General features: G+C 61.0%; 23 protein-coding genes. 13 read left to right on the forward strand and 10 right to left on the reverse strand.

What is annotated here, in order from left to right:
- The first annotated feature begins 115 nt into the window (after positions 1-115).
- Complete coding sequence (locus GXP70_RS01760; protein WP_162354900.1) at positions 116-709, forward strand: DUF3889 domain-containing protein; 594 nt, start codon at positions 116-118, stop codon at positions 707-709.
- A gap of 271 nt (positions 710-980) precedes the next feature.
- On the opposite strand, the gene GXP70_RS01765 is transcribed toward GXP70_RS01760, so the two are convergent.
- Positions 981-1,856, reverse strand: a complete 876-nt coding sequence (locus GXP70_RS01765) for a LysR family transcriptional regulator (protein ID WP_225442630.1) — start codon at positions 1,854-1,856, stop codon at positions 981-983.
- 126 nt (positions 1,857-1,982) lie between these two features.
- Here GXP70_RS01765 and aroC point away from each other — a divergent pair, with 126 nt between their 5' ends.
- From aroC to GXP70_RS01780, 3 genes are all read left to right on the forward strand, one after another.
- Positions 1,983-3,038 (forward strand): chorismate synthase, encoded by a 1,056-nt coding sequence (gene aroC, locus GXP70_RS01770; protein WP_162354901.1) that lies wholly within the window; start codon positions 1,983-1,985, stop codon positions 3,036-3,038.
- A gap of 291 nt (positions 3,039-3,329) precedes the next feature.
- Positions 3,330-3,650 carry a PadR family transcriptional regulator gene (locus GXP70_RS01775; RefSeq protein WP_162360253.1) on the forward strand — a complete coding sequence of 107 codons (321 nt, stop codon included), beginning with the start codon at positions 3,330-3,332 and terminating at the stop codon, positions 3,648-3,650.
- Positions 3,651-3,654: 4 nt separating this feature from the next.
- Positions 3,655-4,212: a DUF2812 domain-containing protein gene (locus GXP70_RS01780; RefSeq protein ID WP_162354902.1), complete on the forward strand. Its 558-nt coding sequence runs from the start codon at positions 3,655-3,657 to the stop codon at positions 4,210-4,212.
- Between the two features lie 73 nt (positions 4,213-4,285).
- Here GXP70_RS01780 and GXP70_RS01785 read toward each other — a convergent pair whose 3' ends face one another.
- The 3 genes from GXP70_RS01785 to GXP70_RS01795 are packed head-to-tail and all read right to left on the reverse strand — an operon-like array spanning position 4,286 to position 7,107.
- Positions 4,286-4,846, reverse strand: a complete 561-nt coding sequence (locus tag GXP70_RS01785; protein ID WP_162354903.1) for an NAD(P)H-dependent oxidoreductase — start codon at positions 4,844-4,846, stop codon at positions 4,286-4,288.
- 41 nt (positions 4,847-4,887) lie between these two features.
- Positions 4,888-6,663, reverse strand: coding sequence for a DHA2 family efflux MFS transporter permease subunit (locus tag GXP70_RS01790; protein ID WP_162354904.1), 1,776 nt, complete (start codon positions 6,661-6,663; stop codon positions 4,888-4,890).
- Between the two features lie 3 nt (positions 6,664-6,666).
- A complete protein-coding gene (locus GXP70_RS01795; protein ID WP_162354905.1) occupies positions 6,667-7,107 on the reverse strand; it encodes a MarR family winged helix-turn-helix transcriptional regulator in 441 nt (146 codons plus the stop codon).
- 473 nt (positions 7,108-7,580) lie between these two features.
- On the opposite strand from GXP70_RS01795, the gene GXP70_RS01800 reads away from it, so the two are divergent.
- A complete protein-coding gene (locus tag GXP70_RS01800) occupies positions 7,581-8,231 on the forward strand; it encodes a DUF2306 domain-containing protein (RefSeq protein ID WP_162354906.1) in 651 nt (216 codons plus the stop codon).
- A 98-nt stretch (positions 8,232-8,329) separates the two neighbouring features.
- Here GXP70_RS01800 and GXP70_RS01805 read toward each other — a convergent pair whose 3' ends face one another.
- A complete protein-coding gene (locus GXP70_RS01805) occupies positions 8,330-9,154 on the reverse strand; it encodes a helix-turn-helix domain-containing protein (RefSeq protein ID WP_162354907.1) in 825 nt (274 codons plus the stop codon).
- Between the two features lie 131 nt (positions 9,155-9,285).
- Here GXP70_RS01805 and GXP70_RS01810 point away from each other — a divergent pair, with 131 nt between their 5' ends.
- Complete coding sequence (locus tag GXP70_RS01810; RefSeq protein ID WP_162354908.1) at positions 9,286-9,738, forward strand: SRPBCC family protein; 453 nt, start codon at positions 9,286-9,288, stop codon at positions 9,736-9,738.
- Between the two features lie 72 nt (positions 9,739-9,810).
- On the opposite strand, the gene GXP70_RS01815 is transcribed toward GXP70_RS01810, so the two are convergent.
- Positions 9,811-11,289, reverse strand: a complete 1,479-nt coding sequence (locus tag GXP70_RS01815) for a copper amine oxidase N-terminal domain-containing protein (RefSeq protein WP_162354909.1) — start codon at positions 11,287-11,289, stop codon at positions 9,811-9,813.
- Between the two features lie 268 nt (positions 11,290-11,557).
- Here GXP70_RS01815 and GXP70_RS01820 point away from each other — a divergent pair, with 268 nt between their 5' ends.
- From GXP70_RS01820 to GXP70_RS01835, 4 genes are all read left to right on the forward strand, one after another.
- A complete protein-coding gene (locus GXP70_RS01820) occupies positions 11,558-11,989 on the forward strand; it encodes a universal stress protein (protein WP_162354910.1) in 432 nt (143 codons plus the stop codon).
- Between the two features lie 249 nt (positions 11,990-12,238).
- On the forward strand, positions 12,239-13,099 hold the full coding sequence (locus GXP70_RS01825; RefSeq protein ID WP_162354911.1) for an ankyrin repeat domain-containing protein: 861 nt from the start codon (positions 12,239-12,241) through the stop codon (positions 13,097-13,099).
- Between the two features lie 25 nt (positions 13,100-13,124).
- Positions 13,125-13,511: an ankyrin repeat domain-containing protein gene (locus tag GXP70_RS01830; protein WP_162354912.1), complete on the forward strand. Its 387-nt coding sequence runs from the start codon at positions 13,125-13,127 to the stop codon at positions 13,509-13,511.
- Positions 13,512-13,740: 229 nt separating this feature from the next.
- Entirely contained in the window at positions 13,741-14,859 is a 1,119-nt protein-coding gene (locus GXP70_RS01835) for a tyrosine-protein phosphatase (RefSeq protein WP_225442631.1), read from the forward strand.
- Between the two features lie 242 nt (positions 14,860-15,101).
- Here the strand turns inward: GXP70_RS01835 and GXP70_RS01840 are convergent, their stop codons facing one another.
- Complete coding sequence (locus GXP70_RS01840) at positions 15,102-15,827, reverse strand: hypothetical protein (protein WP_162354913.1); 726 nt, start codon at positions 15,825-15,827, stop codon at positions 15,102-15,104.
- A gap of 105 nt (positions 15,828-15,932) precedes the next feature.
- Complete coding sequence (locus tag GXP70_RS01845; RefSeq protein ID WP_162354914.1) at positions 15,933-16,745, reverse strand: phytanoyl-CoA dioxygenase family protein; 813 nt, start codon at positions 16,743-16,745, stop codon at positions 15,933-15,935.
- Positions 16,746-16,983: 238 nt separating this feature from the next.
- On the opposite strand from GXP70_RS01845, the gene GXP70_RS01850 reads away from it, so the two are divergent.
- Both GXP70_RS01850 and GXP70_RS01855 read left to right on the forward strand, forming a co-directional pair.
- Positions 16,984-17,490 carry a CYTH domain-containing protein gene (locus GXP70_RS01850; RefSeq protein ID WP_162354915.1) on the forward strand — a complete coding sequence of 169 codons (507 nt, stop codon included), beginning with the start codon at positions 16,984-16,986 and terminating at the stop codon, positions 17,488-17,490.
- Between the two features lie 15 nt (positions 17,491-17,505).
- The gene (locus GXP70_RS01855) at positions 17,506-18,165 is read left to right on the forward strand and encodes an HD domain-containing protein (protein ID WP_162354916.1); all 660 of its coding nucleotides are present in this window, start codon (positions 17,506-17,508) and stop codon (positions 18,163-18,165) included.
- A gap of 163 nt (positions 18,166-18,328) precedes the next feature.
- Here GXP70_RS01855 and GXP70_RS01860 read toward each other — a convergent pair whose 3' ends face one another.
- Positions 18,329-19,132 (reverse strand): exodeoxyribonuclease III, encoded by an 804-nt coding sequence (locus GXP70_RS01860; RefSeq protein WP_162354917.1) that lies wholly within the window; start codon positions 19,130-19,132, stop codon positions 18,329-18,331.
- 155 nt (positions 19,133-19,287) lie between these two features.
- On the opposite strand from GXP70_RS01860, the gene GXP70_RS01865 reads away from it, so the two are divergent.
- A complete protein-coding gene (locus GXP70_RS01865; protein ID WP_162354918.1) occupies positions 19,288-20,283 on the forward strand; it encodes an MBL fold metallo-hydrolase in 996 nt (331 codons plus the stop codon).
- Positions 20,284-20,842: 559 nt separating this feature from the next.
- On the opposite strand, the gene GXP70_RS01870 is transcribed toward GXP70_RS01865, so the two are convergent.
- A complete protein-coding gene (locus tag GXP70_RS01870; protein ID WP_162354919.1) occupies positions 20,843-22,249 on the reverse strand; it encodes a UDP-N-acetylmuramoyl-tripeptide--D-alanyl-D-alanine ligase in 1,407 nt (468 codons plus the stop codon).
- Between the last annotated feature and the right edge of the window lie 48 nt (positions 22,250-22,297).

The raw sequence follows: 22,297 nt of genomic DNA on the forward strand, positions 1-22,297 counted from the left end.
TATCTTTCCATTATGCTTGTTAGACGGGGCGGGCAAGGAGCGTGCATCTGAAGGCCGATATTTGGCGTCCACGGGTGGCATACTAGCCGCAAATAACCAGGAAAGGAAGATCGGCATGCGGCGTATGATCGCCTTCGTCTTCTTGCTGCTGCTGCTGGCTGTCTCATTCCCCGCATCGGTGCATTCTTCGGCTCCGGCTAAATATCACCCCGACGACGGCTACCATCAATACATCCGCTGGATCGGCGCGGCGAGAGAGGCGGCGAGACAACGTTACCCGAATGCTTCCATGGTCGATCTGCTGTACGTCGGCTGCAAGTCGGAATGGCCGTCGCCCAAGCAATTCGTCTATAAATTCTGGATGCGGGAAGCCGGCAGGGAATTCGGCGTATACGTGACGGTCGACACGGCGGATAGCCCGAAGCGGGCGCATGCTTCGCTCGTCGAGAGAGCCGATGCGCTTATTCCGGCCTACGGGCGATGGGGGCGCTATGCCGCCGACGCCACGAAGGGCAGATATCCGGATGCGGAAATTCGCGGGTACAAACCGTTCGGCTGTTCGTGTTTGAGCAAGCAGGCATCAAGGCAGGCTTTTCGCTTCTGGATCGTGCGCGGCGGCCGCAATGAGGTGCTGCTGGTGTCGGTAGACTACGACGTTCGGACGGGCAAGCCGCTGTCAGTGGCGTTCGAGCCGTTCCGCGGCTTCTGAACCGCATGGCGCGCGTGAACGGATGCGGGTCTCCGCGCGAAACAGGGCACGGCGTCATTGGGCGTTCATCCCTGCCGCATTTGTACGGCCTCACCGGGGAGGCGCTCGTCCCTGCCGCATTTGTACGGCCTCGCCGGGGAGGCGCTCGTCCCTGCCGCATTTGTACGGCCTCGCCGGGGAGGTGCTCGTCCCTGCCGCATCCGAACGGCCTCGCCGGGGTCGCTCGTCCCGGCTACATCCGTACGGTATCGCCGAGGCTCCCTTATTCCGGTTACATCTGCTCCATCAGCAGCGCGACAAAATGCTGCCCGATCACCGGCAGCGACATGCCGCGCCGGGTCGCAAGGCCGATCCGCCGTTCGGGGATGGCTTCCGCCGCGCGAAGCTCGAACAGCTCGCCGTCCTGCAGCTGCCGCCGGACGAACGCGCGCGTCACGAAGGCCGCGCCGTAACCGCGCCGGGCGAACTCGACGAGCATGTCGGTGCTGTTCAGCTCGAACGCGGCATCGACGGCAAGCCCGTGCGCGGCGAACCAGCGCTCGGCGAACTGCCGCGTGCTGCTGCCGCCGGAGAGCAGCAGCAGCGGCAGCGCGGCCAGCTCCGCGGCGGAGAGCGGCCGGTCCGCGAGATGCCGGTAGCGCGGCCCCGCGACGAAACAGTCCTGGATCGCGGCGAGCGGCCGCACGTCCAGCCCGGGGTCGCCCATCGGCAGATGGACGAGGCCGATATCGATCCGGTTCTCTCGCAGCCAGGCGGCGATCTGGGCCGTCTTGCCTTGATAGAGCCGAATCTCGATGCCCGGCGTCTCGTCGCGGATCCGGTCGAGCGAAGGCAGCAGCAGGTGCTTGATCATCGGGCCGCTGGACGCGATGCGCAGCTCGCCGGAGGCGCGGTCGCGGAGCGAGGCCATTTTGCGTTCGCCGGCATCGAGCAGCGACAGCGACTGCTCCACGAACTTGAGCAAGTCCGCGCCTTCGGGCGTCAGCGCGACGCCCTTGGACAGCCGGTCGAACAGCTTGACCCCGAGTCCGTCCTCCAGCTGCTTGATGGCGTAGCTGACCGAGGGCTGCGTGATATGCAGTTCCTGCGCCGCTTTCGTCAGATTGCCGGCCTGCGCCGTATGCAGGAAAATCCGGTACCACTCCAAATGAAGTCGGATGCTGATATAAATCACCTCTATGGCAAACTATCGAAATTACGATTTCATTTATTATTCCCCATTCATTATAATCAACCTTAATCGAAAGGGAAATCGTTGCGGAGGTGCCGGAAGATGGCGGGAAGTACATTTGGGGATCGTTTCAAAATCACGACGTTCGGAGAATCGCACGGCATATCGGTCGGCGTGATCGTCGACGGCGTTACGCCGGGGGTCGAGCTCGACGAGGCGTATATTCAAACGCAGATGGACCGGCGCAAACCGGGGCAGTCGGCGGTTACGACGCCGCGCAAGGAGTACGATAAGATTCGCATCGTCTCGGGCATGTTCGAAGGACGCACGACGGGGACGCCGCTGTGCATCATGCTCGACAACAAGGACATGCGGCCGAGCGCGTACGACGGCATGGACGAGACGTTCCGCCCGGGGCATGCGGATTATACGTATCTGAAGAAATACGGCATCCGGGACCACCGTGGAAGCGGCAGAGCCTCGGGCCGCGAAACGGCGGCGCGCGTAGCCGGAGGCGCGGTCGCCCGCAAGCTGCTGGAGGGCAGGGGCGTCAGCGTCGTCGCGTATACGAAGGAGATCGGGGGCATTGCCTGCCGGACGTTCCGGCCGGACATCATCGAGCAGAACAACGTCCGGGCATGCGATCCCGAGGCGGCCGTCTGGATGGAGGATTACATCAAGACGCTTGCGGCCAAGGGAGACAGCGTCGGCGGCATCGTCGAATGCCGGATCAGCGGCGCGACGGCGGGCCTCGGCGAGCCGGTATTCGATAAGCTGGACGCGGACCTGGCCAAGGCGATGCTGTCCATCGGCGCCGTGAAGGGCATCGAGTTCGGCGCGGGCTTCTCGTCGGCCGGCATGCTCGGCAGCGAGCATAACGACGGCATGAACGCGGACGGCTTCACGAGCAACCACGCGGGCGGCATCCTGGGCGGCATCAGTACGGGAGCGGACATCGTATTCCGCGTGGCGGTCAAGCCGACGTCTTCGATTTCCGTGCCGCAGCAGACGGTGACCGTCGGCGGGGAGGAGCGGGTGATCCGCACCGAAGGCCGGCACGATCCGTGCATCTGTCCGCGCGTCGTTCCCGTCATCGAAGCGATGGCCTGCCTCGTGCTGGAAGATCATTATAAGCGCCAGGCGGCGCTGCACGGTTAAACCGCATCTGCCGCAGGGGTGCCGACAGGTTTGCCAATCGAATAAACGGTTACCGATTCGTCATAAGCACGTTTCCTCTCGAGTTCCGATCCGCGCGACAGCCGGCCGGATCGCCGAGAGGGAATGTGCTTTTTTGCATGAGCAAGACACTGCGGGCAGGTGTTGTATCCGCAGCCGCCTTTTTCCAAAAACTATATTGACACTCGATATATCATTTGATAATGTATCAATATACGATATATCGATACTCGATACAATTGGAGGGCATCCGAATTGGCAGATTCGAGAAGCATGCTTCCGCTTACGGAGGCGTTCTATTACATTCTGATCGCGCTCTATGCGAAGCCTTCGCACGGCTACGGCATTATGCAGGACGCCGAGGAGATGAGCGGGGGCAGGGTGAAGCTCGGCGCGGGAACGCTGTATACCGCGCTCAACACGCTGCTTGGCAAAGGGCTGATCGAGCATTATCCCGTCCCGGACGGGACGGACCCGAGACGTAAAATGTATGCCGTCACGGTCGACGGCAAGCAGGTCGTGGCCGCCGAGCTGGAGCGGCTGGAAGAGCTCCTCGCCGCCGGGCGGCGAATCGTGAATGCGGGGGAGGCGTAAGGGCATGAGGAAGCCAACGGGAACAACGGAGAAACGGTATCGTATCTGGTTCAGCTGGCAGCACGAGAAGGAAGAGCAGTGGATCAACGACTTGTCCCGGCAGGGCCTGCAGTTGAAGAAGGCGGGCTTGATTCACGGCATGTTCGAACGCGACGAGACCGTCCGGTATACGTACCGCCTCGATTACCAGCCAGGTCTGGGCAAAGGCGAGAAGCGGGACGACTACATGGCGCTTTACCGCGACGCCGGTTGGGAATACGCGGGGAACTGCGGCGCGATGTGGTTCTATTTTCGCAAGCCTTGGGCGCCGGACGAGGAGCAGCTGCTGTATTCGGACCGGGATTCGCTTGTCGACTACTACAACCGCATCCGCCGTCTGATGGTCGTCATGCTCTTCGTTAACCTGATGCTGATGAGCGTGAACGGTATTAATCTGGTGCCGCGCATCACTACCCATTTATGGGGCATCGTCCTGCCCGTGCTGGCGATCTACGCATTCGTCTTCGCGCTGCTCGGCATCGGAATCGTCAAGCTCGGCCGCAAAATCAAATCGATCCAATAAGCGAATTCAACCGCAGCGTGAAACGAACAAGAGCGCGGCCCTCTCGGAGGACCGCGCTCTTGCGTCGTTTAATTTAGGTGGTCTGCGTTTTTCTGCCTGCCGCGTAAACGGCGGCCGTATTGGCCACGCGCGTTCCCAGCGCTTCTCCGAGCGCGAGCCCCTTCGAGAAAAGCGAGTGGCTCAGCGCATCATGCGTATCTTCGACGGGCGATGTCACGCCTACGCCGTAATAGCTGCCGTACAGCGCGTTCTCGGGAATATTGGCCGGCAGGCCGACGATCATCATCCCCTGGTGCAGCATCGGCGTGATCAGGTTCAGCAAGGTCGCCTCGATCCCGCCGTGAATGGTTGCCGTCGTGCAGAACACGGCGCCGATCTTATCGACCAGCGTACCGTGCGCCCACAAATAACCGAGCTTGTCGATCCATTCTTTCATGCCGGAGCTGATCGTGCCGAAGTGTCCCGGGCATCCCCATATGATCGCATCCATCTGTTCGAGATCCTTGACGTTCGCTTTCTTGACGTGATTAATGAAAACTTCTGCCCCTTCAACGCGTTCCGCCCCTTTGGCAATGGAGCGGGCAAGTTGTTCCGTGTGACCGGCTTCGCTGTCGTAGACAATATAAATTTTCATCGTTAAGCTCCTCTCATGGTTAGGAAATCAAGCGTCGATCCTCACTCGTTTTCTTTCAGAGATCCGTTCAGCTTCTTAAGCGACTCCCGATAGGCTTTGTCGTTCATTTCCGGATGGTCGTCATCCTTAGCATTACCCTTTAACCGAATAATCGCATTCCGATACTCATCATCGTTAAACTGTTCGTTGTCTTGCTCCGGTTCGGGCGTCTTGATAAACCCGCGAATGGCGTTGCGGAATTCGCCGTCCGCGCTATGTTGATCCGCGCTTGGCCGGACCGGGCTCACGGCCGGCTCCGCAGCCGGTGCTGCCTCCGCCGCAGGCGCCGCTTCCGCAGCCGCAGCAGACTTGGCCGGTATCTGTACCCCTTCCTCGGCAGGCTTCACCTTGCGGATGAAGAACGCGAGCACGAGCGCGGCGACCGTCAGCCACGTCGCGACGACGAATGATTGGTTAATGCCGTAAATCGTCGCTTGCTGCGCGATTTCGCCCATCTTCGCTTGATCGGTCGGATCGACGTTGCCCGCGATGGCCAGCGACTTGGCATGATTGGCCGCGCTGTTCGTCATGATCGTCACGAGAATGGCGGTGCCGAGCGCGCCGGAAACGTTCCGAAGCGTCTGCGACATGGCCGAGCCGTGCGCGTTCAGGCGGCGCGGCAGCTGGTTGAGGCCGGCGGTCTGGATCGGCATCATCAGCATGGACATGCCGAACATCCGCAGCGTGTAGAACAGCATCATGTGATTGTACGACGAATCGGCTTCCAGATGGCTGAATTCGTACGTCGTGACCGTCGTAATCGCGAGGCCGATAACGGCCAGCCAGCGCGCGCCGATTTTATCGAAGACCATGCCGGTGATCGGCGACATGATGCCCATCAGGATGGCGCCCGGCAGCAGCAGCAGGCCGGATTCCAGCGGCGTGAAGTGGCGGATGTTCTGCAGGAAGATCGGCAGCAGGATCATGCCGGAGAACATCGCCATCGTAATGATGGCGTTGATCAGCGCGGTCAGCGAGAACATCGGATACTTGAAGACGCGCATCTCAAGCAGCGGAGCCTTCAGGAAAATCGAACGGACGACGAACAAGATGAGCGCGATGGCGCCTACGGTCAGGCAGGTAATAACCTCGACGGCGTCCCAGCCTGCCGTCCCGGCCTCGCTGAAGCCGTACAACAGGCCGCCGAAGCCAAGGGTGGACAGGATGACGCTCAGAATGTCCAGCTTCGGACGGGAGGTCACGATGACGTCCTTCATCGAGAACGCGCCGAACACGACGGCGACAATCGCGAGCGGCAACACGATGTAGAACAGGACATGCCAGTCGTAGTGCTCGACGATCCAGCCGGAGAGCGTCGGTCCGACGGCCGGCGCGAAGATCATGGCGACGCCCATCAGCCCCATCGCTTTGCCGCGCTCTTCGACGGGGAAGATCGTCAGGATGACGATCGTCATCAGAGGCATCAGAATGCCGGCGCCGCATGCCTGCACGAGACGTCCGGCCAACAGGGAGCTGAAGTCGCCCGACAGGGCGCATATAATCGTTCCGATGGCGAATAAGGACGAGGCGACCAGGAACAGCCTCCGGGTCGTGAAGCGGTTAATGAGATAAGCGCTGATCGGGACGAGCACGCCATTCACCAGCATGTAGCCGTTGGACAGCCATTGAATCGTGCTTTCGCCCACTTTAAGGTCCGCCATCATTTTCGGCAGCGCGACGTTAAGCACGGTCTGGCTCAGCAGCGCCACGAACGCCGCGATAAGCAAGGAGGCCATAATCGGCCCTTTGCGCAATTGATTGGATACCATACTTGTCATGGCTTAAGCTTCCTCCTTGGATTGTTTTAATAAGCGCAAAACTTCGTTCTGGAGCCGGCTAAGCTCGCGATGATCCTGCTCGGACAGCGACAGCAGCGGACGCATCATGTTCAACCGCGTCGCGTCCGTCTCGCGCCAAAGCGCCTTGCCTTTATCCGTCAGCGTCAGCGTCATGGCTCTGCGGTCCTTCTTCGTCCGTTCGCGCTCCACCATATCGGCCTTCACCATCCGGTCGACGATGCCGCTCGTCGTGCTGTTGCCCAGATTCAGCTTCTCGGCGAGCTCGGACACGCGGATTTCGGGATACTCATGCAGGACGCGCAGCACCACGAGCTGGAGGGCGGTCAAGTTATGCTTGCTCGCCGCTTTGGATAAGATTTGGAAGAAGGCTTGATTAATCTCGCGATAAGTTTGAAAAATGTCCACGATCCGCTGTTCTTCCATTTCGGCTTCCTCCGTAACTAATTCGCATGCGAATTATTATGTACCCAAACTATATTTTATGTCAATACAGACATATTGGTTGTCTCGAATCCCCAACGTCCGTTAGTATCCGCAATCGCTTTGCCATTCATCCTGTAACCGCAGCCACGGCGCGTTCTTCCAAATAATGCGAAGCGGTGTTAAGATGGCGGCAACGATTGATCTTTGCGTTCAGGCTTAAGTCGGAAGCGGGCCTGTGCGGAGGTCTAGTTTCCCTAGCCCGCAACTGTGTTAGCATAAGATTGGATGCCATAACAGGCAGCGGATGGCTGCGGTTCGAAGGGCGCTTGCGGAGAGGGAGGGCTATCTTGATCTTGCGCCGTTTAATCGGGGCGGCTCTATTCGCGCGGCTATCGCCTTCACCGTTCCGCCATGCGCCGCAATGCCGGCTCATCGTCGATTACCCATCATCTTAAGCGAGGTTGTCTCATTCAATGCCCAAAACAAAACTGCCTTACTTGCTGCTGCTCCTTGTTGCGGCGCTCTTCATTGGTTACGCCCTGTATGCGAACGTGATCTCCGACCCCAAGGCGGCGGGATTCCTCAGCCATAAGAACAATCCGGCCCGTCTCGTCGACCTGCCCGTCTGGCTGAGCGTCATGCGGGTTCATCTCGGTTTCGCCTGTTTGGCGATGATATCGGGGTTGGTTAACTTCTCGCCATGGGTGCTGCGCCGATATCGGCGTTTCCACAAGGGGAACGGCTACGCGTATCTCGTCTCCGTGCTCGCCGTATCCGTCACGTCCGGCTATATGGCGCCTTATGCGACGGGCGGGAAGCCGGCCAGCATCGCATTCAATATGCTGAACATCCTTTGGCCGGCCTTTACGGTGCTGGCCATCATCAGCATCCGCAGGAAGCGGGTCATGGCGCATCGGCGCTGGATGGTGCGCAGCTATGCGTTCTGCTTCACCAATATGTCGACGCACTTGCTGGCGTATGTACTGCGCGAGTGGATGGGCTTATCGTACGAGGCGGGCTACACCGCCGCCATTTACGGCACGATCGCGCTGCTCCTGCTGTTGGCGGAGCTTGTCATGCGGCTGTTCTTCAGGGATCCGGTGAAGCCGGACCTGCTCCCGTAGCGGGAGCAGGCGGCGGGGGGAGGGAGAGCTGGCGAGGCAGCGAGGGAAGGGCCGGGCACCGCTTGGGCGCGGCTGTCGGGCTGCGATGCCGCGTCCGGCTACCCGCGCCCAAGCTCCCGGCTATATTCCTCCGGCGATCGTCCGACGATCGCCTTGAAGCTCTTGATGAAATGCGCTTGATCATAGAAGCCGAGGTTCTGCGACAAGGAGGTCCAGTCCGGTACGCCGTTCTTCTCGATCAGCTCGGCCGCCTCCTGCAGGCGGAAGCGCTGAATCGTCCATTTCGGGCTGACGCCGACGTAGCGGCTGAACAAGCGCTGCAGCGACCGTTTGTTCAGCCCGAACCGATCCGCCAGCATCTCGACCTTCGCGACATCGCGGTGGTCGATCACATGCTGCACGATGTCTCCGGCGAGCTCGGCGGCTTCGTCGCGCTCGGGCATGCGGGAGCGGAAGAAGTCTTCCGCCAGCCGTACTTTCCCTTCGTCCGTCTCCTCGGCGAACAGCAGCGTCTCCGCCGCCCGCGCGTCCGCGCCGAATACCGCCGCGAAGTCGAGCGTCTTGCCGGTCAGCAGCACCGCGGGCTGCTTCCAGAACGGATAGAAGCCGCCGGGCTTGAATTTGACGCCCAGCACCTCGCCCTCGTCCTGCAGATGGCGGGTATACGTACTCTGCGGGATGCCGTACACGCCGGCGAAGGGCCCGTTATGGTCGCGCTCGAACGAGACGTTAATGTTCGGATACGATAGAATGACTTGCGAATACGGCGCCAGCCCGGTTAGATCCCAGCGGACGGTCCAGAACCGTTCAATAAACGGGGCAAGGTCGGGCGAAGGCTCGAAGCGCCGCAGCGTGAATTTGCTGCGGGCCGCATCGGCTTTCAAGATGCCGCGGTCGGTCGGCGGGATTTCGCTTTCGCTCATGCTATGGCCTCCTTTTGGAACGGCTGTCGCGTTTTTACAATACGCGTCGTCCCATTCTCGTCTACACTTGACACTATCGGCTCGCTTCAATCCGCACAATGCAATTCAATTGACGAATGGAGGCTGCAAGGATGAACGATCTAAGCTATGACATTTATATCGGGGCCAAGCCCGAGGACGTATGGAACGCGCTCGTTACGCCGGAAGGCACGAGAGCGATTTTCTTCGGCAGCGTGCTGGAGTCCACGTTCGAAATCGGTTCGCCTTACGCCTACGTCGGACCGGGCAATGACGGCGAGCGGACCGTGCATGTCTACGGCGAGGTGCTGGAGTACGAGGCGAACAAGCGGATGAGCTATACGGAGCATCCGGGTCCCTCCTACCGCGACAACCACGCGGAACTGGAAACGCGCGTCACGCTGACGCTGGAAACCGTCGGCGCCGTTACGAAGCTGACGCTCGTCAACGACCGCTGGACGGACGGCCATCCGTCCTACGAGAACACGAAGCAAAGCTGGCCGATGATTCTGAGCAATATCAAGACGTATGCCGAGACGGGGAAAACGCTCGATTTCGGCTACTAGCGCCGCCGCTCAGAAACGAAGACGCGTCCTCTTCCTGCTTAAGGAAAGAGACGCGTCTTCGTTTACCCGTCTCTATGCGATATCGAACACCAGATCGGGGGACACGCTCAGCTTGCCGCCCGCAACGGTTACCGGAGCGCTCCGGCGCAGTTGAAAGCGGCCATCGAAGAATTGCTCGTAGACCAGGTCGTACGTGCCGTCCGGAACATAGCAGGCGTACCTGCCGTCCTGCACCCACGCGCCGTATTCTTTGCCGGCCGCGGCATCGCGGAAATAGAGGTACCCGCCGCTTAGCTGCTCGCCTTCGCCGGTTGCCGCCGTCCCTTGGAGATTGATCGCCGGCTTGCTCCAGGCAAGCGCGCGGTCGGGAACGCCATTCGCGACGATGAACGATTGCCGCACGTCGAAGTGCTCCCGGATACCGCCGTCGTAATAGTCCGACCATTCATAGCGGCCGTCCGGCAAGTAGAAGGCGAACGCCCCGCCGGGCGCGGGCTGCACGAAATTGCTGCCCGGCTCGCTGCTGTCGCTGTCGTCGAAGATTCCCATGCTGCCGTATCCGGACGGGGCCTCGTTCGACACTTGGCCGACGATATTGGGCGTATGCGCGGTGAGATCGAGCGGCCCGGCCGTACCGTCGCCTTCGATCTTGAACGGGTAATAAATGTCGAGAAGCTCCGATGAGCCGTCATCGATCGTTAAATAATTGAAAGTATAGCTGCCCGGTTCGTGGAAATCCAAATAGCCGATGCCGTTGCGGATCTTCACGTCCACCGCGCCGTGGGACGTGTTGAACGTCGCGGTCGCTTTCCGGACCGGCATTCCGTCGGTCTTGTACAGCGTCACCTTGAATCCGGCTTGCGAAGGAGCGAGCGGATAGAATACCGTTTGACCCGCCGCGAGGGTGAAGGGGGCGGCGTCGGTCTTCAGCTTCTCCCCCGAGGCGAGGTCTTCGAAGCCGGCGAATGCATACGCGCCCGGAGCTGCCTTCACGCGGTAGAAGCCGTTATGGATCGGCGCGTCGATGACCGGAGCGCCGGCCGCCGAAGGCTGAAGATGCAGGATGCCGTTCCGAATGGGGCTGCCGTCGGCATCGCCGGCGAAGCCGTAGACGACGGCGTCTTCGCCCGGCGTATGCAGCACGACTGCGCGCGCCGCCGGCTGGTACTCCACGTCATAACCGAACGCGCTGCCGAACATGCGGATCGGCAGGTAGGTGCTGCCGCCGATGATCATGGGCGAGGCCGTGGCGAGCATGCTTATGCCGTTGATCGTGAACGCGGGCGCGTTCGGCTGCATGGCGACCGTCGTTGTCCCGCGGGTTACCGTGATCGTGCTGCCGGCATAGCTAACCTGTGCGCCCATATACTCCATAGCGGCGCGAACCGGAATGTACGCCGAATTATCGTTCAAGATCGGCTCGACGGCCAGCTTCGTCCCGTCGATGTACAGCGCCACGGGGGGCGCGGGCGCTGCTTCGCCGGCAGCGGCCGGCCAAGCAGCCGAGCAGCAGAGCAGAATGGCGATGATTGCGGATGGAATGAACCTCATAACGCGAATGCCTCCCTGGAATAATGGCTCTTTATCGAATAATTGCCTAGAACTATTTTCCATTATGAGGCCAAGCCCGTGGAGCGGCAAGCGGTTTTCCGGCGCGAATCGAGACGACGCGCGAAGGGGGCGGTGAAGGGATGGCCGGTCTTCTTGGAGTCCGGAGGCCATGCGATCGGACGGAGAAATGGCCGCGCGGGGCGTGTTTAAAGTCGTTCCAAGGATGGGTAATATATATCGGATAGCATTGTTCGAAGGAGGGGTTACGATGGGTTTTACGAATATTCTGGTTGCATACGACGGCGGGCAGCCGTCCGAACGGGCGCTGGACCACGCGATGGAGATGGTGCGGCATTATCCGGAAGCGAAACTGACGGTTCTCTACGTGTATACCGTAACGCCGATCGCGGTTGCCGATTCCGTCATGGCACTGCCGGCCGCGGTTCAAGATGAGCTGCTGGGCGAGGCCCAGGAACGGCTTAAAGCGGTGAACGAGCGGATCGCGTCGCTGCCGTCCGCGAAGTCGGAGCTGCTTGAAGGCAGCCCGGGCGAGACGATCGTGGGCTATGCGGAGCGCAATCAATGCGACCTTATTATAGCGGGCAGCCGGGGGCTCGGCGCGTTCCGCGAAATGGTGCTCGGCAGCGTGAGCCATTACGTGCTGCAGCATACGAAGCTGCCGCTGCTCATCGTGAAGTAATTCATTCGTAGTCTATAGGATCTGCCTGTCTCGGCAGGCGGAGTCAATGGCCCGCAACGGACATGCCTCGCCGGCATCGCGTTCGCGGGCTTTTTGGCGTGCTTATGCCAGTCGGCGCGTTGCTTGCGGAGCTGATCGATGCGATGAACGCGCAAGGAGAGCAACAAACTTGCGTATGGAAAAACGAGGGAATCTATGTTATTGTAATTTTGTAATAAAAATTACAAACAATATAGGCAGGAGAAACCAATGTCACCGAAGAGCAAGAAAAGCATGGTGTTGTCCATCCGGCTGGACGCGGCCGCGCTGGAGGCGGTCGATCTGCTCGTCGAATCCGGGCTGGAGTCCAACCGGTCGCGCGCGGTGTCGCATCTGCTGAACGTCGGGCTCGGCGCGTCGGAGGAGCTGCTGGTCAAGGCGCGGTCGCTGGCCGACCAGGTGAAGCGGCTGCGCGGCGAGATGGTCGATGCGGTCAAGGGCGGCCAGCTGGAGAAGGTTACCGCGCTGCTCGGCCAAGACGCATCGCTTGCGAATGCGCGCAACGACGACGGCGAGACCGCGGTGCTGATGGCCGCTTACTACCGGGCGCCAGCGATCAAACAGCTGTTGCTCGATCACGGCGCGGAGCTCTCCGTTCACGAGGCCGCGGCCGTAGGCAGCCTGCAGCGGGTCGCGGAATGGCTCGCGCAATCGCCCGAGCTGCTCGGCAGCTACAGCGGCGACGGCTATACGCTGCTCGGACTCGCGGCGCATTTCGGCAGCGAGGAGACGGTGCAGTATTTGCTGGCGCAGGGGGCGGACGTCAACGCAAGAAGCCGCGACGGCAATTTGAACAACATGGCGATTCATGCGGCGATCGCAGGGAACTACGAGTCCGTGGTCAAGCTGCTGCTCGCCCATGGCGCTGACGTGAACGCCGTATGCCGAGGCAAGTGGCGGCAAGGCTATACGGCGCTGCATGTCGCGGCGTATTTCGGACGCAACGCCATGATTCCGCTGCTGCTGGCGGCGGGGGCGGACCGTGCCGCGCTGACGGACGAGGGCCGCACGGCCGCCGAGCTGGCCGTGATGCGGGAGCATCCCGATACGGCCGCATTATTGCAAGCTTAATCCAACGTTAAAGGAGAAGACGCACATGGAACCAAACCAAGGAATCGCGCCTGAATGGGTCAAGGAGTTCGTCGGCAGCGCGCATGGGGATTTGAACCGCGTCCAGCAGCTGCTGGAGCAGGAGCCGGGATTGCTTAACGCGGCCTGGGACTGGGGCGGCGGCGATTGGGAAACCGCGCTCGGCGCCGCGGCCCATATGGGCCGGCGGGATATCGCGCTGTACTTGCTGGAACGCGGCGCGCGGCTCGATCTGTTCGCGGCCGCGATGCTGGGCAAGCTGGCGATCGTCGAAGCGATGATCGCCGATCGGCCGGAGCTGAAGCAAGCGCTCGGACCGCACGGCATTCCGCTTCTTGCGCATGCCGTCGCCGGGGGCGAGGAAGCGTCCGCCGTGGCTGCATTGCTGCAGTAGGACGAAGGGCCGCGCGGGCGGCTTCCTTCGCTCGCGTACGTCCGGCACCTCGCGCGGCTCCCCGCGCGAGGCGTGACGGCGCATGGCGGCCGTCAGCCTCGCATGGATGCGGATTCCATGGATTTCAATTCCTTTTCCATTTCTTAATAAGAACTACATCAAACCTTTACGCTCGGCGAACAGTCGGTTCGTATACTTTGGACAAGTAATTTACGAGGGGGAATTATTCGTGTCCAAAGTCAAAAAAGTTTCCGCAGCCGTATTGGGTGCATCCATCCTGCTTTCCGCAGCCTTGCCTTTGTCCGCATCCGCCGCAGCCGCAGCGCCGGTTCAAGCAGGCCAGTTCCAAAGCGCGACGGTGGATCGCAACGCGAAAGGCCAGCTCGTTCTTCACTGGAAGACCGACGCCGATCTCGGCGCGGCCAAAGTCTACTGGAGCACTTCACCGGACAATATCGAGAAGAACGGCAAGCTGCTTGCCCGCACCTATACGAAATTCGGCGGATACGTCGCGGCCGACCCTAAGCCGGGCTATCGCGTGTACTTCTTGGTCAAAGGCGGCAACGGCGACACGATTACGACCGCCGAGCGCAAAGTCAACCTGCAGGGCGCGTTCAACTTCCGCGATCTTGGCGGCTACAAGACGACCGACGGCCATACCGTCAAATGGGGCAAGCTGTTCCGCGGCGAAGAGCTTGGCCACCTGACGACGGCCGACTTGGCCTACATCCAGCGCATGGGCATCAAGACGGACGTCGACTACCGTACCGACGCCGAAGTGAACGCGCTGGCCGATCCGAAGATCGCCGGCATGAGCTACGTGCGCACCGACGAAGGCAACCCGGGCGCAGGCTACAACCTGAACGACATGATCGCGTCAGGCATGCTCAAGGACAAGGCGTCCGCCGTGGCCATGATGGTAGCCGGCGAGAAGCAGATGGTCGACAATCCGAAGTTCTACAAGCAGCTGATGGAGCTGCTGAACGATCCGAAGAACATCGGGCTTGTCCAGCACTGCACGGCCGGCAAGGACCGCACCGGATTCGGCACGGCCGTGATCCTGCTTACGCTCGGCGTGGACGAGCAGACGGTCATGAACGACTACCTGCTCAGCAACGTATACCGCGCCGACGCCAACAAGGCGGCAATCGACGCCATGAAGAAGCAAATCCAGGATCCTGACGTGATCGAGGCGCTCACGGCGCTGATGGGCGTGCAGAAGGAATTCCTGCAAGCCGGCCTGGACGAAATGAAAACGAAGTACGGCTCCATCGACGCGTTCATCGAGAAGGGGCTCGGCGTAACGAAGGAAGAGCGCGCGAACCTGAAGAACATGTACCTGGAATAGTCGGAGCAGCGTAAGGCAGGGCGCGGCGGACAAGATCCCCCGCGCCTTTGCGCGTCCGCTGCATGAACGACGAAGAACCTTCAGCCCCGTGACAGCGCAGGGTTGAAGGTTCTTCGCGTTGGACGACGGCCGGGAGCCGGCCGGGGGCCAGGGAGTCCATTCAGGCCGCATGTAAGGCGCATGCAAGCGCCGCTGCCAGTCGAAGACGAGCGGCCGGCAGTCCTTGCGCGCCAAGCGGGCGCTCAATCGCCTTCCGGAGCGAAGGCCGCAGCAGGTTCGGGAGCGGGCGCGGGATCGGAATCGGCGCCGGAACCGCCGGCTCTCTGCAGCGCATCGTCGAGAACGCTGCGGTACAGGGGCACGTTCGGCTGCTGATGGGCGAGCTGCTCGTAGTAATACGCCACTTTGCTGAAATAGTACGGGTGGACGTCGGCGGCAGGCACCAGACCGCCGCTCTCTTCGCAGCGGTACGTCTCGATCCGGTACGACTGCTCCGAGTCCTGCAGCCAGAGCGCCAGCTCGCATTTGCCGTCGGGCCCGTTCGCGGCCGGCATATCCTCGATCTCGAGCCAGTCGTACGCGATCCCGTCCGGCACGATGCGCTTCAGGCCCGCCCCCGTCCAGTGCAGAATATCGAGCTCGACCTCGCCGTCTTCATGCTGCCAGCCGATCAGAATGCTGTTCTGCCCGGCCCGGGCGACGGGAGCCGCCGACACATCCGCGACGTAGACGCCTTTGCCGTCGGCATGCGCGAACATCCGCCAATGGCCGCCGTTGTTCTTGAGCACGATCAGGCTTTGCTCGCCCTGATAACGGTAAAGCGCGAGTAGCTCCACGTTGAAGTCGTAATCGATGTCGGCGAACAAGACCGCCGGCATGCCGCCATGCCGCGACAGCGCCGCCAGCTCTGCGCCGTACGGTATAAACTGCTGAACGACCGAGACCGCATATTGCACATTGCTGTTCATCCTCGTTTCCCCCCCGTTTCAGTGGCATTCAAGAAAGCATATGCCGGGCGGGAGGGGTACATGTCACGGGAAGCGGGAAACGCGTCGGCGCCGGCATCCGGGTAATTATATTTTCAAGTATTGGAAGGCCGGCTTATCCTTGGTCACGGCGTCCCAGTCCCAGAGGTGAATGAGTTGCTCCAGATGCTTCATCCGCTCCGGTCCGGCCGTTTCGAGCATCGCGTCGCCGTAGTAGCGGCTGACGTTGGCGCCGACATGCGGAAGAATCATTTTGCGCAGGAAGCCGAGATCCTCCTCCTTATAGCGCTCGCACATATTCATCGTGAACATGCGCCGCTTGGTTCCGCCTCCCCACGCCGAATGCAGGGTGCGATGATTGAAGATCAGCAGATCGCCGGGCACGACATCGAGCACCTGCGCCGGAATTTCGGATCCGTGCAGACCGAAGTGCTCCTCGGGGCTGCGCAGCGTCCGCATCAGATCGAACGCGTAACGGTCGGTCTCGCGGTGGCTGCCGGGAATGACGCGAAGCGCGCCGTTCTCGCCGTTCAATTCGTCGAGGTAGAAGGCCAGCTTGATATGCAGGTACTTGGGCTCGTTCCCGTCCGGATGCCAGCCGGTGTCGCCCGTATAGTAGTTGCCGTCGCTTCCCCAGTAATTGAAGTCGTCCCCGAGCAGCGAAGAGGCGGCGCCGACGATGCGCGGATCGTCCAGCAGGCCGGACAGGTAATAGCTCGAATCGACGCAAGGCACCATCAATCGCTTCGTCCCGTCGTGGGCCCCCATCACTTTCTCATAGGCTTGCAGCACCTGTTCGAACTGTTCCGTGACCGCTTGAATATCCTCCCGGAACAGACCGGGCAATTTCAGAAAACCGAATACATTGAAAAAATCGACTTGCTGCCGCGAAAGCTTCATCGCTTCATGAGTCCCCTTTCTTCCAGCGCTTGGTTTCGGTATGAATGCGTTTGCAATACTAGTATATACCGCGCGCCGCAATTGTAAATGATAGGAATCGCCGATTGTCGGACGGCCGATATCGGGAGCTTTGACGGCATCCGGTTTCACAGTTCAATCCGTTATCCGCGCTCCGTGTGCGCTCTCTGCCCGAATGGTATAATAAGCTCATTCTATGGTTGGCAAGGAGTTGTAGGGTATGGGTTTGGAAATCGAACGGAAGTTTCTGCTGCCGGATGTCCCGGACGGCCTGATCCGGGAAGGCGTGCTGACGGTGCTGTCCAAACAGCGGATCGATCAGACGTATCTGGCGATCGACGAGCAGCAGGAGGTGCGCGTGCGGCGGCTCGTGGACGCGGCGACGGGCGGCGTTGAATACACGCATACGTTCAAGGCGGGGAACGGGCTGTCCCGGGAGGAGATCGAGTACGGGATTACGCCGGGAATCTATGAGCAGCTCACGAGCGGCCGGGAGCTCGTCCCCTTGACGAAGGATCGCATTACGGCGCGATGGGGCGACCGCGTCGTGGAAATCGACTGCTACGACCAGATCCGATTGACCGTGCTGGAAGTGGAATTCGATTCCATCGAGGAGGCGCATGCATTCGCTCCGCCGGCATGGTTCGGCAGAGACATCAGCTCCGAGCGGCAGTACAGCAACAAGACGGTATGGCGCGAGCTTCAGAACCGCGGCCTAGCGGAATAAAGGAGGCATGCCGGAATGACAACGGAGGCGAAGGAAGAGATTCTCGCGGCGGCGGAGCAGTACGCGCGTTATGAGCTTGGCGGGGATGTCACCGGCCACGATTGGTGGCATATTCACCGCGTCGTCCGGATGGCGAATCATCTGGCCGAGCGGGAAGGAGCGGATCGGTTCGTCTGTTCGCTCGCGGCGCTGCTGCATGACGTGGCGGACGAGAAGCTGAACGACTCCAAGGAGAGCGGGCTGCGCAAAGTTCGGGATTGGCTTGACGCCCGGCCGATAAGCGGCGAAGACCGCGCGCATGTCATGGACATTATCGCGAACATGTCCTTTGGCGGCGGCGCCAATCCCCCGATGCGGACGCTGGAAGGGCAGGTCGTGCAGGATGCCGACCGGCTCGATGCCATCGGCGCGATCGCGATCGCCAGAACGTTCCTCTATGCCGGGTGGAAAGGCGATCCGATCTATGATCCGGCGCTGCAGCCGCGCGATGCGATGACGCCAAGCGAGTACCGGACGGGGAAAAGCACGGCAATCAATCATTTTCACGAGAAGCTGCTGAAGCTGAAGGATCGCATCAACACCGCGGCCGCGAAAGCCATCGCCGAGGAGCGGCATGCTTATATGGCGGATTACGTGGAGCGATTCATGCGGGAGTGGGACGGCGCCGGCGATTAAATTGAACGACGCGAATGCCTTCGGAGCGGGCCATGTATTGTCGGTGTCCGCTTCGATGCCGTGTCCGTGATGCCAAATATAAAAGGCCTGCCGGGCTGCGGTACGATACCGCGGCCATCGGCGGGCCTTTTGTCTGACGGACGTGTGTGCTTGCCTGACGCTTCTATTGGGCCGCCGCGCTTTGATCCGCGAGCGCCTGATCCGTAAGCGCCTGATCCATAAGCTCCAATACGACGGGACAGTGGTCGCTGCCCATGACTTCGCAGTGGATCTGCGCGTCGGTCAGCGCGGATGCAAGCCGTGCGGATACGAGGAAATAGTCGATCCGCCACCCCACGTTCCGCTCCCGCACCTTCGGCATATACGACCACCACGAATAGACGTCGGCGCGATCGGGATAGAAATGGCGGAAGGAGTCGACGAAGCCCGCCTCCAGCAGCGTGGTCATCCTGCCCCGCTCTTCCGGCGTGAACCCGGAGTTGCCCATGTTCGGCTTCGGATGCTTCAGGTCGATCTCCTCGTGCGCGACGTTCAAATCCCCGCAGACGATGACCGGCTTCTTCGCATCCAGCTCCACGAGATAGCTCCGGAAACGGTCTTCCCACTCCAGCCGGTAATCCAGCCTTGCCAGATCGCGTTTGGCGTTCGGCGTGTAGACGTTGACGAGATAGAACGATTCGAACTCCAGCGTGAGCATCCGGCCCTCGGGTTCGTAATCCTCTTCCATGCCGTAGCGGACCGACAGCGGTTCGGCTTTCGTGAATACCGCCGTGCCGGAATAGCCCTTCTTCTCCGCGTAATTCCAGTACGCATGGTACGCCTCGCCGAGCTCCAGCTCGATTTGGCCGGCTTGCAGCTTCGTCTCCTGCAGGCAGAAGATATCCGCGTCCGCGGCCGCGAAATAATCCATGAATCCTTTCGTCACGCAGGCGCGCAGCCCGTTGACGTTCCAAGACACCAGCTTCATTCCCGTACAGCTCCTCTACTCTATGCCATGTTGGGTTTACTGTACCCGGATGCAGGGGAGGTGTCAACTTGTCCGGCGTCCGTTGACTCCCCGATTCGGCTCCTCTATACTTGCTTCCATTAGGCATTCCACGGCAGATAGGGGACTGAACGGATATGGCATCCACACGCAAAGCGAAGTATGAGAATTTAGTGCCAACCTCGATGGGGGCCGGTTTCCGGTCGACCGTCAGCATGCTTCGGGACGCGCTCCGCAAGGACGCGCGGCGCCGGCCGCCGGGTCCGATCCCGGTCGTTCCGCTGTCGCCGTCCGCGGAGACGCCGGAAGACGGCGTACGGGCTACCTGGTTCGGCCACTCCGCGTTTCTGCTGGAGCTCGAGGGCAAGCGGCTGCTGTTCGATCCGATGCTCTCGGCATCGCCCTCGCCGGTGCCGTTCGTCGGCAGCAAAAGGTACAGCGGACAGCGGCTGCCGCTCGCGCCGGAGCAATTCCCGATGCTGGATGCGATCGTGCTGTCGCACGACCACTACGATCATCTGGACAAAGCGTCGATTCGCAAGCTGCGCGACAAAGCCCGCCGGTTCATCGTTCCGCTCGGCGTCGGGCAGCGGCTCGTCCGGTGGGGCGTGGACCCCGGCAAAATCACGGAGCACGGCTGGGGGGACGAGACGCAGGTCGCCGGGCTGACGCTGGCCTGCGGGCCGGCGAGGCATTTCTCGGGAAGAGGGCTGTTCGACCGGAACGGCACGCTGTGGTGTTCATGGGCGATACTCGGCGAGCGCCGCCGGGTGTTCTTCAGCGGCGACAGCGGCTATGCCCCGCATTTCAAGGAGATCGGCGACAAATACGGGCCGTTCGACCTGACGCTGATGGAGTGCGGCCAGTACGACGAGCGCTGGGCGGCCATTCATATGATGCCGGAGGAGACCGTGCAGGCGCATCTCGACGTCCGGGGCGGACTGCTCGTTCCGATTCATTGGGCGGCATTTACGCTCGGCTTCCATGCATGGGACGATCCCGTCGAGCGCGCGGTCAAGGCTGCAGAGGCGCGCGGCGTGCGGATTGCGACACCGAGGATCGGAGAGACGGTCGACGCCATGGCGGACCGCTATCCGCAGACGGCGTGGTGGCGGGAACGGCGCGATAAATGAAAGAAGCCGGACTCCGACGGGAGTCCGGCCAGGCTGTCGGGAAGGTTCGACGCCGCCTATGCCGGATCTATGAATCAGATCTGTGGACCAGATCTATGGACCAGATCTATGGAAAGGAAAAGTTCCCCTCTCGAAGGCTAGCGGACGGAGGTTCCGTTAATTTTGGCAATATCGGGCTTTCGGGGCAGCATACGGACACAGGATCCGTTAATGCCTCCGAATGATCGCGAAAACATACTAATCAGCCGCTATAACGGATCTCCTGTCCGCGGGCACACGGAAAAACGTGATCAAGCAGCGAATAACGGATCTCCTGTCCGCTTCTTTGCATCAACGGACGCATCGTGAACCAGCCGTCATGAAGCCGGCTGGTTCGGAACGGTAACAGCCGTCCATGCCACGCAGGCGAAGCGCCAACAGGCCCCCGGTTCGTGCTCCAGGACGCAGTTTGGCACGAGCCTGCCTGATTACCCATGCCTTCGTCACCGCCGGGAATGTGCACGATTCCGTCCCGTATCTCTCGCGTATCGACCGTCAGCGTGAACGATTTGGCGGGCCGTCAGGGCTTAGGGTCCGCTCCCGGCCACGGCTTGGTCAACGCGTCGCAAACCTCCTCCAGCCTCAAGCTGCGCGATCCTTTCACGAGCACGACGTCATTGGGCCGCAAGAGCCGTCTGCAGGCCGAGATCAGCTCCTCTTTGGACGTGAAATGCTGCAGAACGCCGTCGAATTGCGATGCGGCGAGAACGCCGGACAGATGGCGGCTGACGGTGCCGAAGGTAAGCACGGCATTGATCTTGGTCCTGTCGATGCTCCTGCCGACCGCTTCGTGAAATTCGACCTCTTGCCCGCCCAATTCCAGCATGTCGCCAAGCACCAGCACCTTGCGGCGAAAGCCTTCCAGATCCGATACGGCGTCGATCGCGGCCTTCATGGATACGGGGCTCGCATTCCAGGCATCGTTGATAATCAAGAACCCATTCGGGGAGAGGATTCGCTCCATCCTCATGCCGGTAACCTCCAGCCGAAGCAGGCCGGACTGAATGTCCTGACGCGCAATCCGAAAGCGATCCGCCACGGCGATCGCCGCAATCGCGTTAAGCACATTGTGCCTTCCGAGCAGCGGTACGGAATAGAGCATCTCGGAGTCGTTCAGGGTAAACGAATACCCGGACGGCTGCGGGTCGATCGTCAGCGGGTAATAATCGTTGGCGGACGACTCGCCGAAGCGAATGACGGACAGCGTCTCCGGCAAGTCCATCCCTGCAAGGGGCCCGGTCAGCAGCGGCTCGTCGCCGTTGATAAGCAAGGCTCCGTCCGGATTCAGACCCGCGAGCAATTCCAGCTTGGCGGCGGCGATTCCTTCCCGCGACCCGAGGTTCGACAGATGGGACACGCCGATCATCGTAATGACGCCGATATCCGGCCTCGCGATTTCCGATAGCGCGCGCATCTCTCCCGCTTGGCTCATGCCCATCTCCAGTACGACGATTTCCGCATCTTCCCTCACGCTCAGCAGCGTCAGGGGGAGTCCGTATTCGCCATTGAAGTTCCCTTGCGTTTTGTGGACGCGGAAGGCGGAGCTTAACAGGGAAGCGGCCATGTCTTTCACCGTCGTCTTGCCGTTGCTTCCCGTAATTCCGATGACCGTGCAGCCGAGCCGTTCCCGGTAAGACCGCGCAAGACGCTGCAGGGCCGATAGCGTATTCTCGACGACAATGACCGGATATCCTTCAGGCGCCGGTCCGTGGTCCGCCTGCCACAACGAAGCGGCCGCGCCTTCTTCGAATGCCTTCCTCACGTAGTTGTGGCCGTCGTCGATTCTCACGATGGGCACGAACAAGCTGCCCGCCCGCAGCGTTCTCGTATCGATGGATACGCCTTGGATGCCCACGTTCGCGGAGCCGGGAACCGCCGGAATGCCGCCGGCCATGGATGAAATTTCGCCGAGCGTGCGCTTGATCACGGAATCCCTCCTCACGTTTCTCCTGCCGGCCGCTGCCGGCTTATTTTA

It is taken from the genome of Paenibacillus lycopersici (assembly GCF_010119935.1).
GTDB lineage: Bacteria > Bacillota > Bacilli > Paenibacillales > Paenibacillaceae > Paenibacillus_Z > Paenibacillus_Z lycopersici.